The following is a 16918-nucleotide window of genomic DNA, read 5'->3' on the forward strand; positions in this document are numbered from 1 at the left end:
TTATTTTAAAGTTCACGACTCTTTTGGTTTTTTTTTGTCAAAAAATAGGTTAATTTATGCGATGTTACGCAATGTTAATATTTGACATTTAAATGTAATATAAGCGAATGAACTAATTTTGATTTTCTGAAAAGCACATTCAAAACAATTTTAAGGGGTGAATAGGTTGGCAGGCCACTTAGTAAATTACGGAAAACACCGTACACGTAAAAGTTTTGCGCGAATCAGCGAAGTTTTAGAACTTCCAAATTTGATTGAAATTCAAACCAATTCCTACCAATGGTTCTTAGACGAAGGCTTACGCGAGATGTTTAAAGACATTTCTCCGATAGAAGACTTCGCAGGAAACCTTTCATTAGAGTTCTTGGACTATCAATTACAAGAGTCAAAATATACAGTTGAAGAAGCTCGTTCTCATGATGCTAATTACTCAGCGCCTATTTATGTAAAGTTACGTCTAATTAATAAAGTAACAGGAGAAGTTAAAGATCAAGAAGTTTTCTTTGGCGACTTCCCACTGATGACAGATATGGGTACTTTTGTTATCAACGGAGCTGAACGAGTCATTGTTTCTCAATTGGTTCGTTCACCAGGTGTTTACTTTAATAGTAAATTAGATAAGAATGGTAAAGAAAATTTTGGAACAACTTTGATTCCAAACCGTGGAGCATGGTTAGAATATGAAACAGATGCAAAAGATATTTCTTATGTCCGCATTGACCGTACTCGTAAAATTCCTTTATCTGTTCTAGTTCGTGCATTAGGCTTTGGCTCAGATGACCAAATTTTTGAAATCTTTGGTGATAATGAAAGTCTTCGCTTAACAATAGAAAAAGATTTGCACAAAAATGCAAGTGATTCACGTACAGAAGAAGCCTTAAAAGATGTGTATGAGCGTCTACGTCCAGGCGAACCAAAAACAGCAGATAGCTCAAGAAGTTTATTAACTGCTCGTTTCTTTGATCCAAAACGTTATGACTTAGCTAATGTAGGCCGTTACAAAGTAAACAAAAAGTTGAATTTAAAAACACGCCTATTCAATCTGACATTAGCTGAAACGCTAATTGATCCAGAAACTGGCGAAATATTAATCGAACAAGGAACACTTTTAGATCGCGATCATATGGATATTTTAGATCCTTACCTTGATGCTGGTTTAAACAGTGTAACTTACTATCCATCAGAGGACGCGGTAGTAAAAGATCCAATTTTATTACAAGTTGTAAAAGTAGTCTCTCCAAAAGATCCTGAGCGCGTAGTTAATGTTATCGGGAACAGTGTGATTTCAACAGAGATAAAAAATGCTACACCTGCTGATATTATTGCTTCAATGAACTACTTCTTTAATTTGCAAGAAGGAATTGGCCACGTAGATGATATTGACCATTTAGGCAATCGTCGTATTCGTTCAGTTGGTGAGTTATTACAAAACCAATATCGTATTGGCTTGTCTCGTATGGAACGTGTGGTTCGTGAAAGAATGTCTATTCAAGATATGGCAACTGTTACACCACAACAATTAATCAACATTCGTCCAGTAGTTGCAGCAATTAAAGAGTTCTTCGGTTCTTCTCAATTGTCACAATTTATGGATCAAACCAATCCTTTAGGCGAGTTAACACACAAACGTCGTTTATCGGCCCTAGGACCCGGTGGTTTAACTAGAGACCGTGCCGGTTATGAAGTTCGAGACGTGCATTACTCGCATTATGGCCGTATGTGCCCGATTGAAACTCCTGAAGGACCAAACATTGGATTAATTAACAGTCTATCAAGTTACGCTAAAATAAATAAATTTGGTTTTATTGAAACACCTTATCGTCGTGTAGACCGTGAAACGGGTAAAGTAACCAATCAAATTGATTATTTAACAGCCGATGAAGAAGATGCTTATGTAGTAGCTCAAGCAAATGCAAAATTAAATGATGATGGCACATTTGCGAATGAAAATGTTCTTGCTCGTTATGTTGAAGAAAACTTGGAAGTCCCTATTAGCCGAGTGGACTACATGGACGTATCACCTAAGCAAGTAGTAGCAGTCGCAACAGCTTGTATTCCTTTCTTGGAAAATGATGATAGTAACCGTGCCCTAATGGGAGCCAACATGCAACGTCAAGCGGTTCCTTTGGTCAATCCGCAAGCTCCTTTAGTAGGAACAGGTATGGAATACGTAGCCGCAAAAGACTCAGGTGCTGCAATTATCTGTCAAAATGATGGAATAGTTGAGTACGTAGATGCTAAACAAATTCGCATCCGTCAAAGCAATGGTGCATTAGATAAGTACGCTGTCACAAAATTTCGTCGTTCAAATGCTGGAACTTGTTACAACCAACGCCCAATTGTTGCTAAAGGTGATCGCGTAGATAAAGGCGAAATTTTAGCAGATGGATCTTCAATGGAAAATGGGGAAATGGCATTAGGTCAAAACCCACTAGTAGCCTTCATGACTTGGGAAGGGTATAACTACGAAGATGCGATTATCATGAGTGAACGTTTGGTTAAAGATGATGTGTACACTTCTATCCATATTGAAGAATATGAATCAGAAGCTCGTGATACAAAACTTGGACCTGAAGAAATCACTCGCGAAATTCCAAACGTTGGAGAAGACGCATTAAAAGATTTAGATGAAATGGGTATCATTCGTATTGGTGCTGAGGTACGCGATGGCGATTTATTAGTTGGTAAAGTAACACCTAAGGGAGTAACTGAACTATCTGCTGAAGAACGCTTATTGCATGCTATTTTTGGAGAAAAAGCTCGTGAAGTACGTGATACTTCTTTACGTGTACCACATGGTGGAGGCGGAACGGTTCATGATGTGAAAATCTTTACACGTGAAGCTGGCGATGAATTATCTCCAGGAGTAAATATGCTTGCTCGTGTGTATATTGTTCAAAAACGTAAAATCAATGAAGGAGATAAAATGGCTGGACGTCATGGTAATAAAGGGGTTGTCTCTTTAATCATGCCAGAAGAAGATATGCCATTTATGCCTGATGGAACACCAGTAGATATCATGCTGAACCCATTAGGAGTTCCTTCACGGATGAACATTGGACAAGTGCTAGAGTTGCATATCGGTATGGCTGCTCGTCAATTGGGTATTCATATCGCTACACCAGTATTTGATGGAGCGAACGACCAAGATGTCTGGGAAACCGTTAAAGAAGCAGGAATGGCTGCAGACGCTAAGACTGTTTTATACGATGGAAGAACAGGACAACCGTTTGATAACCGTATTTCTGTTGGAGTTATGTATATGATTAAGTTAGCCCACATGGTTGACGATAAATTACATGCACGTTCAACTGGACCTTACTCATTAGTTACACAACAACCATTGGGTGGTAAAGCTCAATTTGGTGGACAACGTTTTGGAGAGATGGAAGTTTGGGCGCTTGAAGCATATGGGGCAGCTTATACGTTACAAGAAATCCTTACCTACAAATCAGATGATGTCGTTGGTCGTGTGAAAACTTATGAAGCTATCGTTAAAGGCGAACCGATTCCGAAACCAGGAGTTCCTGAATCATTCCGTGTACTAGTTAAAGAATTACAGGCATTAGGATTAGATATGAAAGTATTAAATGCTGATGATGAGGAAATCGAACTACGTGACATGGATGATGACGATGACATTGTAAACATTGATGCTTTAAGTAAATACGCTGAAGAACAAGAAAAAGTTCGTGCAGCTGCAGCTGAAGTAGAAAGACTAAAAGATTAAGACGCTGAACGCTCTATCAAGCTCTGAGAGAAAAATGGAAAAATACCTTAAGAGGCAACTGCTTCGAGGATAGTTTTTCATTTTTCTCTTAGAGCAAGAGTGTGAAGTTTAATTTAAAAATAATCCAGAAAAAAGAGAGCAAGATAGGGCAGCTCGAAAAAAATAAAGGGAGGTAGGCCCCTTGATAGACGTTAATAATTTTAATAGTATGCAAATAGGCTTGGCTTCTCCAGATAAGATCCGCAGTTGGTCTTATGGAGAAGTAAAAAAACCAGAAACCATTAACTATCGCACATTAAAACCTGAACGTGATGGACTATTCTGTGAACGTATTTTTGGACCTTCAAAGGACTGGGAATGTGCTTGTGGAAAGTACAAACGGATTCGTTACAAAGGGATTGTTTGTGATCGCTGTGGGGTTGAAGTTACTCGCTCAAAAGTACGTCGTGAGCGTATGGGACACATCGAATTAGCAGCGCCAGTTACTCATATCTGGTATTTCAAAGGAATTCCAAGTCGAATGGGACTTGTCTTAGACATGAGCCCGCGTGCACTTGAAGAAGTTATTTATTTTGCTTCTTACGTGGTTACTGAACCTGGAAACACTCCAATGGAAAGAAAACAGTTGTTAACCGAAAGAGAATACCGTGAACGCCGTGAACAATACGGAAATGAATTCCAAGCTGCAATGGGAGCAGAAGCTATCAAGCAATTGCTAGATGACGTAAACGTAGAAAAAGAAGTTGGCGAGCTAAAAGAAGAACTAAAAACAGCTCAAGGACAAAAACGAACACGTGCTATTCGTCGTTTAGATATCTTAGAAGCATTCCGTAACTCAGGAAATCATCCTTCATGGATGGTTATGGACGTTATTCCAATTATCCCTCCAGAAATCCGCCCAATGGTTCAATTAGAAGGCGGACGTTTCGCAACAAGTGATTTAAATGACTTGTATCGTCGTGTTATCAATCGTAATAACCGTCTAAAACGTCTATTAGACTTAATGGCTCCAAATATTATTGTTCAAAATGAAAAACGTATGTTACAAGAAGCCGTTGATGCTTTGATTGATAATGGTCGCCGTGGTCGCCCTGTTACTGGACCAGGAAACCGTCCTTTAAAATCGTTATCTCATATGTTAAAAGGGAAACAAGGGCGTTTTCGTCAAAACTTACTAGGAAAACGTGTCGACTATTCTGGCCGTTCAGTTATCGTAGTTGGTCCAACTTTGAAAATGTATCAATGTGGCTTGCCTAAACAAATGGCTATTGAACTATTCAAACCATTTGTTATGCGTGAATTAGTTGCCCGCGATATTGCTAGCAATATTAAGAATGCTAAACGCAAAATTGATCGTCAAGATGACGCTATCTGGCCTGTTTTAGAAGAAGTTATCCGTGAACATCCAGTACTATTAAACCGAGCACCGACACTTCATAGATTAGGTATCCAAGCATTTGAGCCTATCTTAGTTGAAGGTAAAGCGATTCGTCTTCACCCACTAGTTTGTGAAGCTTATAATGCCGATTTCGATGGTGATCAAATGGCTGTCCATGTACCATTAAGTGACGAAGCACAAGCTGAAGCACGTATGTTGATGCTAGCTGCTCATAACATCTTGAACCCTAAAGATGGTAAACCAGTTGTTACTCCATCACAAGATATGGTTTTAGGTAACTACTATTTAACGATGGAAGAAGAAGAGCGCGAAGGCGAAGGTATGACATTTAGTAGTTTAAATGAAGCCTTAATCGCTTACCAAAGTGGCTATGTACATTTACATTCACGTGTTGGTATTCGTTCAATCGATATTCCAGGTAAACCATTTACTGAATGGCAAAAAGATAAAATGCTAATTACAACAGTTGGTAAATTAATTTTTAACGAAATCATGCCAAATGAATTCCCATATTTGAATGAGCCAACACAAAGCAACCTTGAAGTTGCCACACCAGATAATTATTTTGTTGAAATGGGAACAGATATTCCAGCTCATATTAAAGAGCAAGAATTAGTTAAACCATTTAAGAAAAAAAATCTGGGTAATATCATTGCTGAAGTCTTCAAACGATTTAAAATCGCTGAAACTTCAAAAATGTTAGATAAGATGAAAGATTTAGGATACAAGTATTCTACAATTGCTGGAATCACTGTAGGTATCTCTGATATTGTTGTTTTAGAAGAAAAGCAACACATATTAGAGGAAGCTCATGGCCAAGTAGATAACATAATAAAACAATTCCGTCGTGGTCTGATTACGGATGAAGAGCGTTACGAACGTGTTATCGCTGTTTGGAATGCTACAAAAGATCGCATCCAAGTCCGACTGATGGAAAGTTTAGATGACCGCAACCCAATCTTTATGATGAGTGACTCTGGTGCCCGTGGTAACATTTCCAACTTTACACAGCTTGCTGGTATGCGTGGATTAATGGCAGCACCGAATGGTCAAATCATGGAGTTACCTATTACATCTAACTTCCGTGAAGGTCTCTCTGTTTTAGAAATGTTTATCTCTACTCATGGAGCCCGTAAAGGAATGACCGATACAGCTCTAAAAACGGCTGACTCAGGTTACTTGACTCGTCGTTTAGTAGACGTAGCACAAGACGTTATTATTCGTGAAACAGATTGTGGAACGGATAGTGGACTTGAAATTATGGCAATTAAAGACGGAAATGAAGTCATTGAGCCTCTTGAAGAGCGTTTATTAGGTCGTTACACTCGTAAAACAGTTATAAATCCTAATGATGGATCAGTTATCATTAAGAGCAATGAGATTATTACAGAAGATATTGCTAAACAAATCATCGATGCTGGAATTGAATCGATTACGATTCGTTCAGTCTTCACATGTAATACTAAACATGGCGTATGTAAGTACTGTTATGGTCGTAACTTAGCAACTGGTTCTGAAGTTGAAGTTGGTGAAGCAGTTGGAACAATCGCTGCTCAATCAATTGGTGAGCCAGGAACCCAGTTGACAATGCGTACATTCCATACCGGTGGAGTTGCTGGAGATGATATTACTCAAGGGCTACCTCGTATCCAAGAGATATTTGAAGCTCGTCATCCTAAAGGACAATCAGTCATTACTGAAGTAACAGGGGAAGTTATCTCAATCGATGAAAATCCTGCAGATCGTACTAAAGAGGTAACTATTAAAGGTGAAACAGATACGCGTAGTTATCAAGTTCCGTTTATCTCACGCATGAAAGTGGCTGAAGGAGATATCATTGAACGCGGTACTCGCTTAATTGAAGGTTCAATTGATCCTAAGCAATTACTAAGCGTAAGCGATGTTCTATCTGTTGAAAATTACTTGTTAGGTCAAGTTCAGAAAGTATACCGTATGCAAGGAGTAGAAATCGGAGATAAACATATCGAAGTAATGGTCCGTCAAATGTTACGTAAAGTTCGTATCATGGATCCAGGTGAAACAGATGTTTTACCAGGTACTTTAATCGATATTCATGACTTTACAGAAGAAAATAACAAGACATTAATGGCCGGTGGCGTGCCAGCTACAGCTCGTCCAGTCTTATTAGGAATCACAAAAGCATCATTAGAAACAAACAGTTTCTTATCTGCTGCATCATTCCAAGAAACGACTCGTGTCTTAACAGATGCTGCAATCCGCGGCAAGCGCGATCCGTTATTAGGATTGAAAGAAAATGTTATCATCGGTAAAATTATTCCGGCTGGTACTGGAATGGCTAAATACCGTAAAATGGAGCCTAAAGGTGTTGGCGTCGTAAGTGAAAATGTTTACAGCATCAATGATACTAAGTAAGGCGAAATAAATTGAATAATGATGAAAAGCAGTTCAACTGATTCCTAGAATCGGTTGAACTGCTTTTTTTTGGTTCGATAAAAAAACGAACATTTAATTGTTAAGAGTCGTTTAATATTAACTAAATGTTATATTTTTTCTTAACAAAGGACATTGTTTTGATGAAAATAAGATCATTACTTTGAAAAGAAAATGCTTTCGAACACATGTATATATTAGTGACTTACAAATTTTTACAAGGTAGGAAACTAGAAGAATTGGACACTTATTTACATTTTTATAAAATAAATAATAAAAGTATTCCTGATGAGATATAAAAAAGATTGGAGGGTTCTACAAGTGACCGATATAGTGAAATCAAGCGATTTAAAGTTTAGTAATTATCCGCAAAAATCAGATGGGGGAAGCTTGTTAATCGAGTTCTTGTAGGAGAAAAAAGATAAGAGGCACTTAAAAGAGACGAAATGCTTCCAAGAATCAGCGTTGATCTAGAAGCTGTCATTACGACAGAAATGATTATTATTGGTGTCTTGTCTCTAAACGAAGGATTTATGAACGAGAAAGACTATAAATGAGTCTTAACAAAAGGCAGATTAGAAAATGGAACAATTTGACCTGTTCCACTAAGTTTCGCACCAAAAGAAAAACAGAATAAAGGGATGATTCGTTCTTTAAAAGAAAATGCTTAGGTAGCTTTAATAAACAAGTATAATACGGTTATTACGCTACTACTTGTACAAGATATTTTTAACTGCGACAAAGAATTTCGTGCATTCCATCTATATTGGTACGACAAATCGTGATTATCTTGGTGTAGATGCTGTTCATCGCCGGATGGGCAATATTGCTCTTGGAGGACCAACTCAGTTAGTGAACCGTGTCATTTGGGGACCATTCAAAGACATCCGTATGGAAACTAACGATGCATGGTATAAATTTTATGAAAAAATTTCGTTCTGTTGCTGGTCTTATTACAGGAGCCAATCCTTTACATCGTAGACATGAATGTATTCATAAAAAATGTATTAGAAGAAGTGGATGGGCTATTGATTCAGCTACTTGTTGAAATGACAAAGAGGGAATATATATGTTATGAGCACCGTATGATGTCTTACAAAAGTGTTCTAGAAACCCATTATCCCAAAGAACGCACAATATTATCACCTCTTCGCGTGACCTATATATTTGCATGTCCTCGCGAAACGGTATTGCATGCATTAACTATGAAAAATTAGGGTTGTACACATGCTCTAATCGGGCGTGATCATGCAGGGATTGGTGATTACTACGATAAGTATGCTAGTCACTCAATTTTTGATTAGCATTCGCCTCAAGAGATAGGGATTAATATTCCTTTATACCATGAAGTGTTTTATTGCACTCACTGTGATAATCCAACTACAAACCAAACGCGTCCACATAATGAAAGTTACCGCATTAATATTTCTGGAACAGTACTTTATGATCTTTTACGCCATGGAATCATGCCACCAAGAGAAATCGTGCGCCCTGAATCTGTCCGAATCGCTATCCAAGGTGTTCAATCTAATGGCTTAAATGAGATTTATGAGGCAATGGTCCCAGTAGAAAAAACTTTAAGTAAAGTATTCCCATATTATATCGAACGTATTGGAATCGTCGGAGTAAAGCGGTATAAAAAAATAGTCATTGAAGATGTAACAAATTCAGATTTATTGCTCACGAATATAAATACGCGAGACCGTGCAAGTAGTGTCTATCAGGGTGTGTTTGACTAGCATAGTCATGTCTCTGATACAAATAGAAACATGCAGAATCCACGGATAGAAGAAGTGCATTTAAATATGAAATGCCAACAAGAAATTCTTATTTAAGATTTGAAAAAGAAAGCAGAACTAGCCTCAGATGTACCTTCTGATAAATTTATGTATCAAGATAAAGAAGAAACACAGCGAGAATTGGATGCAGCTCATCAAATTTTAAATGATCTTCCGTCTCCCTTAATCAAAGAAGAAGTTAACTACCGTAAGTGTAACACCCCTTCACATGCCCGGTATCGTGGAGACGACGAACCAGATGTGTCAATAAAAAGTAAAAAAACAAAAGTTAGCATTAAAGGATAAATGGAAAAAAAGTTAGCCCGATTAATTTATCTGAGAAAGGAGTGGAATTTTCACTTCGCTTCTTTCTTAGATAATTGTGAATACTAGCATGTTCAAGTACTTGAAGAAACTAATTAACTAAAGCTTGAAAAGGCAACATGCCGACGCTAAATTACTTGGTGAGGTTTACTCGTGTTAACGGTAATAAAAGCGACAATCAATTCTTTCTTTAAATCAATTAATTAAAAAAGCGAGTAAAAAATAACTTGAAAATTTTCTCCGTAGAGCGCAACAATAAAAGAAGCTAAGAAGATAAATGGAGCAAATGGGAAAGGTGTATGTTTTGAAATTTTTTTAAGAGCAAAGAGACCGAGACCGAATACTAAACTGCTTAGACAAGCAATAAATAAAATGAATAAAGTTAACTCAAAACCAAAAAATAGACCTAAAATACCAAAAAGTTTTACATCCCCCCCTCCTATCCCTTGGCTAGTAAAGCAATAGAAAGCATAAAATAATAAGAAGAAACTAATGCCACTTATAAAGTAGTAATATAAAGGTAGAGGGTGAAACCACAAGCGCACAATTATGGTTGATGAAAAAAATAAAAGCATTAAAGAATCAGGTAATAGGAAATAATATAAATCACTGATAAAAAATATAATGCCAAAAGCAATTAAAAAAAAGAGTAATAGAATTTCTTTGGGTTGATTTATAAATCGAAAAAAAACTAAAACAAAAAGTAATCCGGTTAAAGCTTCGGTGAAAGGATATAAAAAAGAAAATTTTGTATGACAATGACGACAATGACCTTTTTGTATAACATAAGAAAAGAAGGGAATCAGTTCAAGAGTTCCAAGATAATGAAAGCAATTAGAGCAAGTTGACCGTGGATGAATTATGGAATGGCCAATTGGGAATCTTAATCCAATAACCATGAAAAAAGAACCGAAACAAGCTCCGATCATCCAAATAGAAAAAATAAGCAATATATGAATCATATTTTATTTCCTCTCCTATCTTTGAGAGTATAGTGTATCAATTTAAATATACGTTGTTGTCTTCAAGGAAATTTAAAAATTTGAAATAAAAAAAGTTGAAACATTTGTTGACAAAGAAAAAATGACGTGGTATGATTCACAAGGTGCTTTTGTATACAGATTCCTATCTATCGGTCGTTCTGACTGGTACAATGGCCAAACGTTCCATAAGCAAAGTTGGTTGCGATTTGCAGCACTATTTTTTTGCTGGAAAAAGAACCGCCTGGATGTGTGGACTAGAAAAGATAAATACAGGAAAGGAGGAAATTACCAATGCCTACTATTAATCAATTAGTTCGTAGCCCTCGCAAATCTAAAGTCGGAAAATCAGAATCTCCTGCTTTAAACAGAGGATACAACAGTAAAAGAAAAAAACAAACAATCGTAAACTCACCTCAAAAACGTGGTGTATGTACTCGTGTGGGAACTATGACTCCTAAAAAACCTAACTCAGCGTTACGTAAATATGCACGTGTTCGTTTATCTAACTTAATTGAAGTAACAGCATATATTCCGGGAGAAGGACACAACTTGCAAGAACATAGTGTTGTACTTATCCGTGGAGGACGTGTTAAAGATTTACCAGGAGTACGTTACCATATCGTTCGTGGTGCTTTAGATACATCTGGTGTTGCAGATCGTAAACAAAGTCGTTCTAAATACGGGACTAAAAAACCTAAGAAATAAGCTTTTTCTTAAACTAACTATAAAATATAACAAAACTAAAACTATTTTTGAAAGGAGGAATTTGGATGCCTCGTAAAGGTCCTATTACTAAACGTGATGTTTTACCAGATCCGATTTATAATTCTAAATTAGCTACTCGTCTAATCAACCGTTTAATGGTTGATGGAAAACGTGGAAAAGCTGCTACAATTCTTTACAACGCTCTTGAAGTAGTTAAAGAACAAACTGGCAACGATCCTATTGAAGTATTTGAACAAGCAATGAAAAATATCATGCCTGTTATTGAAGTTAAAGCTCGTCGTGTTGGGGGTTCTAACTACCAAGTGCCAGTTGAAGTTCGTCCAGACCGTCGTACTGCATTAGCATTACGTTGGTTAGTAAACTATTCACGTCTACGTGGAGAAGATACTATGGAACAACGCTTAGCTAAAGAAATTATGGATGCAGCAAACAATTCAGGTGCTGCTGTTAAGAAACGTGAAGAAACACATAAAGTAGCAGAAGCTAATAAAGCTTTCGCTCATTACCGCTGGTAAAATTTTCCAACAAAAGGCTTGGTTTTTGTTTTTTGAAGACCATGCCTTTATTGGAAAAAATGTGTTTTTTTTAATACAATAAAAATCTAAAAGAAAAAGGGGTGTTAGTGCAAAATGGCAAAAAGAGAGTTTACTCTAGAAAATACCCGTAATATTGGAATCATGGCCCATATCGATGCTGGTAAAACAACAACGACTGAGCGTGTCCTTTATTATACTGGCCGTATCCATAAGATTGGTGAAACCCATGAAGGGGCTTCACAAATGGACTGGATGGCACAAGAACAAGAACGTGGTATTACAATTACTTCTGCAGCTACAACTGCAGCTTGGAAAGGTCACCGTGTAAACATTATTGATACTCCAGGTCACGTTGACTTCACTGTTGAAGTTGAACGTTCTCTTCGCGTATTAGATGGTGCTGTTGCTTTACTAGATGCTCAATCAGGTGTTGAACCTCAAACTGAAACAGTTTGGCGTCAAGCAACAACTTACGGTGTACCTCGTATTGTTTTCATTAATAAAATGGATAAAACTGGAGCTGACTTCTTATATTCTGTAGGAACGATTCATGACCGTTTACAAGCTAACGCTCATCCAATCCAATTACCCATTGGTGCTGAAGATAACTTCACAGGGATCATTGATTTAGTGAAAATGAAGGCTGAAATCTATGAAGATGATTTAGGGATTAATATTCGTGAGGAAGAAATTCCTGCTGAATATCTAGAATTAGCTGAAGAATGGCGTTTGAAATTAGTTGAAGCGGTTGCTGAAACTGACGAAGACTTGATGGAAAGATACCTTGATGGGGAAGAAATTTCTCAAGAAGAATTGAAAAAAGCTATTCGCGTTGCAACGATAAAAGTTGATTTTTATCCAGTACTTTGTGGATCAGCATTTAAAAATAAGGGTGTTCAATTAATGCTTGATGCAGTTATTGATTACCTACCATCACCACTTGATGTTGAAGCTATTGAAGGTGTACTTGTTGGAGATGAAGAGCGTGTTTTACGTCATGCAGATGACAGCGAGCCTTTCTCAGCTCTTGCGTTTAAAGTTATGACAGATCCATTTGTTGGACGTTTGACTTTCTTCCGCGTATACTCAGGTACTTTACAAGCTGGTTCATATGTTCAAAACTCATCTAAAGGTAAACGTGAACGTGTTGGCCGTATCTTACAGATGCACGCTAACTCACGTAGCGAAATTCCTGAAGTGTTTGCTGGCGATATCGCTGCAGCTGTTGGATTGAAAAATACAACAACTGGTGACACTTTATGTGATGAAAAAGATCAAGTTATCTTAGAGTCAATGGAGTTCCCAGAACCCGTTATTCAAGTAGCTATCGAACCTAGATCTAAAGCTGATCAAGATAAAATGGGTGTTGCGTTACAAAAACTTGCTGAAGAAGATCCAACTTTCCGCGCTGAAACTGACCACGAAACTGGCGAAACAATTATTGCTGGTATGGGTGAGTTACACTTGGATATCATTGTAGACCGTATGAGACGTGAATTTAACGTTGACGCTACTGTTGGTGCTCCACAAGTTTCTTATCGTGAGACATTCCGTGGTTCTACTAAAGCCGAGGGTAAATTCGTTCGCCAATCTGGTGGTAAAGGTCAATACGGTCACGTATGGATTGAATTCTCACCAAATGATGAAGGAAAAGGTTTTGAGTTTGAAGATGCAATCGTTGGTGGTGTGGTTCCTCGTGAGTACATCCCAGCAGTTAAAGCAGGATTAGAAGCTTCATTAGATAACGGTGTTCTTGCTGGGTATCCATTAGTCGATATCAAAGCAAAACTTTATGATGGTTCATACCATGACGTTGACTCAAATGAGACAGCCTTTAAAGTTGCTGCATCAATGGCACTTAAGAACGCTTCTAAAAAAGCAAGCCCAGTAATTCTAGAACCAATGATGGCTGTTGAAATTACAGTTCCTGAAGAATATTTAGGGGATGTAATGGGACATATTTCTGCACGTCGCGGACGTATCGAAGGTTCTGAAGCACGTGGAAACACAACAATTGTTAAAGGAACAATTCCTTTGGCTGAGATGTTTGGCTATGCTACTTCTTTACGTTCTTCAACACAAGGTCGCGGAACTTTCTCTATGACATTTGATCATTACGAAGATGTTCCTAAATCTATTTCTGAAGAAATTATCAAGAAAAATGGTGGAGAAGCGTAAGCTTCTTTATCGATTGTTAAGTATTGCTTTTATTAGGAATACTAGGTATACTTTTTACGACTGATGAGATAAATTCAATTTTATTCATCAAAAAATTAAAACTCAATTCGAGGAGGAAATTACTAAAATGGCAAAAGAAAAATATGATCGCTCAAAACCACACGTTAACGTTGGAACTATCGGACACGTCGACCATGGTAAAACAACTTTAACAGCTGCTATTACAACTGTATTAGCTAAAAAAGGATTCAAAAGTACTGCTACAGACTACGCTTCTATTGATGGTGCTCCAGAAGAGCGCGAACGTGGAATCACAATTTCAACGTCTCACGTTGAATATGAGACTGCAGATCGTCACTACGCTCACGTAGACTGCCCAGGCCATGCTGACTATGTTAAAAACATGATCACTGGTGCTGCACAAATGGATGGAGCTATCTTAGTGGTATCTGCTGCTGATGGCCCTATGCCTCAAACACGTGAACACATTCTATTGTCTCGCCAAGTTGGTGTTCCATACATCGTTGTTTTCTTAAACAAAGTAGATATGGTTGATGACGAAGAATTACTAGAATTAGTTGAAATGGAAGTTCGTGACTTATTATCAGACTACGATTTCCCAGGAGACGACACTCCAGTTATTGCTGGTTCAGCTCTTAAAGCATTAGAAGGCGTTGCAGAGTACGAAGATAAAATCATGGACTTGATGGCAGCTGTAGATTCTTACATCCCAACACCAGTTCGTGATACTGAAAAACCATTCATGATGCCAGTTGAGGACGTATTCTCAATTACTGGACGTGGAACAGTTGCTACAGGTCGTGTAGAAACTGGACAAATCAAAGTCGGTGAAGAAATCGAAATCATCGGAATCCACGAAGCAACTACTAAATCAACTGTAACCGGAGTTGAAATGTTCCGTAAATTGTTAGATTTTGCTCAAGCAGGAGATAACATTGGTGCATTATTACGTGGAGTTGCACGTGAAGATATCCAACGTGGACAAGTATTAGCTAAACCAGGCTCAATTACTCCACATACAAAATTTACAGGTGAAGTTTATATCTTATCTAAAGAAGAGGGTGGACGTCATACTCCATTTTTCGCAAACTACCGCCCACAATTTTACTTCCGTACAACTGACGTAACTGGTGTTGTTGAGTTACCAGAAGGTACTGAAATGGTTATGCCAGGAGACAACGTTACAATTTCTGTTGACTTGATTGCTCCTATCGCTATTGATCCAGGTACTAAATTCACTATTCGTGAAGGTGGACGTACTGTTGGAGCCGGCGTTGTAGCATCAATCGAAAAATAATTAATTATTTTTTACAGTAATAAGGGACTTTGTCAAAAGGCAAAGCGTGATCATATGAAAAAAGACCGCATCGAATCTGATGCGGTCTTTTTATGTCTAATTTTAACTTAATAAATCAGCTACATAGATGAATAGTAGATAATAAAAAATGATAAATAAAATTAAATGATATTTTTTGCAAACATGTTATACTAAAATTTATCAGAAGATGAGGAGAATATAAAATGAAAAAATCTATAGAATTAGACTGGGCTAACTTAGGATTTAATTACATTAAAACAGACTATCGCTACATTTCATATTGGGGAAAAGGAGAATGGGATGGAGGAACTCTGACCGAAGATAATACGGTGCACATAAGTGAAGGTTCAACAGCATTGCATTATGGTCAAACAGTTTTTGAAGGGATGAAAGCTTACCGAGCAAAAGATGGCAGTATTAATTTGTTTCGTCCAGAAGAAAACGCAAAACGGATGCAGCGTAGTTGTAGAAGACTGTTGATGCCTGTAATTTTAACAGATGTTTTTGTTGAAGCAATAAAAAAAGTTGTAAAAGCAAATGAAGAATATATTCCGCCATATGGCACTGGCGGTTCATTATACATTAGACCTTATATGATTGGAATCGGTGATAATATCGGTGTCAAACCTGCGGAAGGTTACTTATTTTCAATCTTTTGTATGCCAGTAGGAGCTTATTTCAAAGAAGGATTGGTTCCAACAAATTTTTTAGTTTCGGAATACGATCGTGCTGCCGGAAATGGCACGGGGGCAGCTAAAGTTGGCGGAAATTATGGTGGAAGTTTACTTCCAGGAAGTCTAGCGCGTGAAAGAAACTTTAGTGATGCTATTTATCTTGATCCAATTACTCACACTAAGATAGAAGAAGTAGGAGCTGCTAATTTTTTTGGTATTACAAAAGATAACCAATTTATCACACCGTTATCTCCTTCAATTTTACCAAGTATTACGAAGTATTCTTTATTGTATCTAGCCGAGAAACGGCTAGGATTAGAAGCAAGAGAAGAAGATGTCTTCGTTAATCAATTAGATCGATTTACAGAAGCAGGAGCTTGTGGGACCGCAGCAGTGATAACGCCTATCGGTGGAATACAATATAAAGATGATTTCCATACGTTTTATAGCGAAACAGAAACTGGACCAATTATAAAAAAATTATATAATGAATTAACCGGTATTCAATATGGTGATGTTATAGCACCAGAAGGCTGGATTATAAAAGTTTAAAGATTTCGTGCTTAGTAAAAAAATAAGAAAAATAAGATTGTTTAAGTAGACAAATAAAGTATTGTGAGTTACGATAAGAGGCGTTGGCAAAATCTTATCGTGGCCTTTTATATTTGGGAGAAAAAACTTCTTCTATAGTATAGAATGTTACAGATAATAAGATGTTTTGGCAGAACATCAAAAAAAATAGAAAAATAATTAAAAAAGTCTTGAAAGATAAAGATACATCTTGTATAATTGGACAGGTGCAGATTTTATCGGATAAATCGTACTGGGTATTTCGAAAG

Annotated in this window: 10 protein-coding genes and 1 pseudogene; 10 read left to right on the top strand and 1 reads right to left on the bottom strand. The window is 37.3% G+C overall.

Features of this window, described 5'->3' with window-relative positions:
• Positions 1–166 precede the first annotated feature (166 nt).
• The 5 genes and pseudogenes from rpoB to B9Y54_RS12480 all read left to right on the top strand — a co-directional run bounded on the left by rpoB (position 167) and on the right by B9Y54_RS12480 (position 9625).
• Positions 167–3730, top strand: a complete 3564-nt coding sequence (gene rpoB, locus B9Y54_RS03540; RefSeq protein ID WP_085558991.1) for a DNA-directed RNA polymerase subunit beta — start codon at positions 167–169, stop codon at positions 3728–3730.
• Positions 3731–3911: 181 nt separating this feature from the next.
• The gene (gene rpoC, locus B9Y54_RS03545) at positions 3912–7523 is read left to right on the top strand and encodes a DNA-directed RNA polymerase subunit beta' (RefSeq protein ID WP_085558992.1); all 3612 of its coding nucleotides are present in this window, start codon (positions 3912–3914) and stop codon (positions 7521–7523) included.
• 768 nt (positions 7524–8291) lie between these two features.
• Entirely contained in the window at positions 8292–8522 is a 231-nt protein-coding gene (locus B9Y54_RS12460; protein ID WP_200805347.1) for a hypothetical protein, read from the top strand.
• Between the two features lie 2 nt (positions 8523–8524).
• Positions 8525–9280, top strand: a pseudogene (locus B9Y54_RS12705) (hypothetical protein).
• 99 nt (positions 9281–9379) lie between these two features.
• Positions 9380–9625: a hypothetical protein gene (locus tag B9Y54_RS12480; RefSeq protein WP_200805350.1), complete on the top strand. Its 246-nt coding sequence runs from the start codon at positions 9380–9382 to the stop codon at positions 9623–9625.
• 221 nt (positions 9626–9846) lie between these two features.
• On the opposite strand, the gene B9Y54_RS03555 is transcribed toward B9Y54_RS12480, so the two are convergent.
• A complete protein-coding gene (locus B9Y54_RS03555) occupies positions 9847–10605 on the bottom strand; it encodes a prepilin peptidase (protein WP_085558993.1) in 759 nt (252 codons plus the stop codon).
• A gap of 312 nt (positions 10606–10917) precedes the next feature.
• Here B9Y54_RS03555 and rpsL point away from each other — a divergent pair, with 312 nt between their 5' ends.
• The 5 genes from rpsL (at position 10918) to B9Y54_RS03580 (ending at position 16631) form a co-directional block, all read left to right on the top strand.
• Entirely contained in the window at positions 10918–11331 is a 414-nt protein-coding gene (rpsL, locus tag B9Y54_RS03560; RefSeq protein ID WP_085558994.1) for a 30S ribosomal protein S12, read from the top strand.
• Positions 11332–11396: 65 nt separating this feature from the next.
• Positions 11397–11867 (top strand): 30S ribosomal protein S7, encoded by a 471-nt coding sequence (gene rpsG, locus B9Y54_RS03565; RefSeq protein ID WP_085558995.1) that lies wholly within the window; start codon positions 11397–11399, stop codon positions 11865–11867.
• Positions 11868–11981: 114 nt separating this feature from the next.
• Positions 11982–14066, top strand: coding sequence for an elongation factor G (gene fusA, locus B9Y54_RS03570; protein ID WP_085558996.1), 2085 nt, complete (start codon positions 11982–11984; stop codon positions 14064–14066).
• Positions 14067–14193: 127 nt separating this feature from the next.
• A complete protein-coding gene (gene tuf / locus B9Y54_RS03575; RefSeq protein ID WP_085558997.1) occupies positions 14194–15384 on the top strand; it encodes an elongation factor Tu in 1191 nt (396 codons plus the stop codon).
• Between the two features lie 224 nt (positions 15385–15608).
• Positions 15609–16631, top strand: coding sequence for a branched-chain amino acid aminotransferase (locus tag B9Y54_RS03580; RefSeq protein WP_085558998.1), 1023 nt, complete (start codon positions 15609–15611; stop codon positions 16629–16631).
• Positions 16632–16918 lie beyond the last annotated feature (287 nt).

The sequence above is a fragment of the Carnobacterium iners genome, from assembly GCF_900177385.1.
Taxonomy (GTDB): domain Bacteria; phylum Bacillota; class Bacilli; order Lactobacillales; family Carnobacteriaceae; genus Carnobacterium_A; species Carnobacterium_A iners.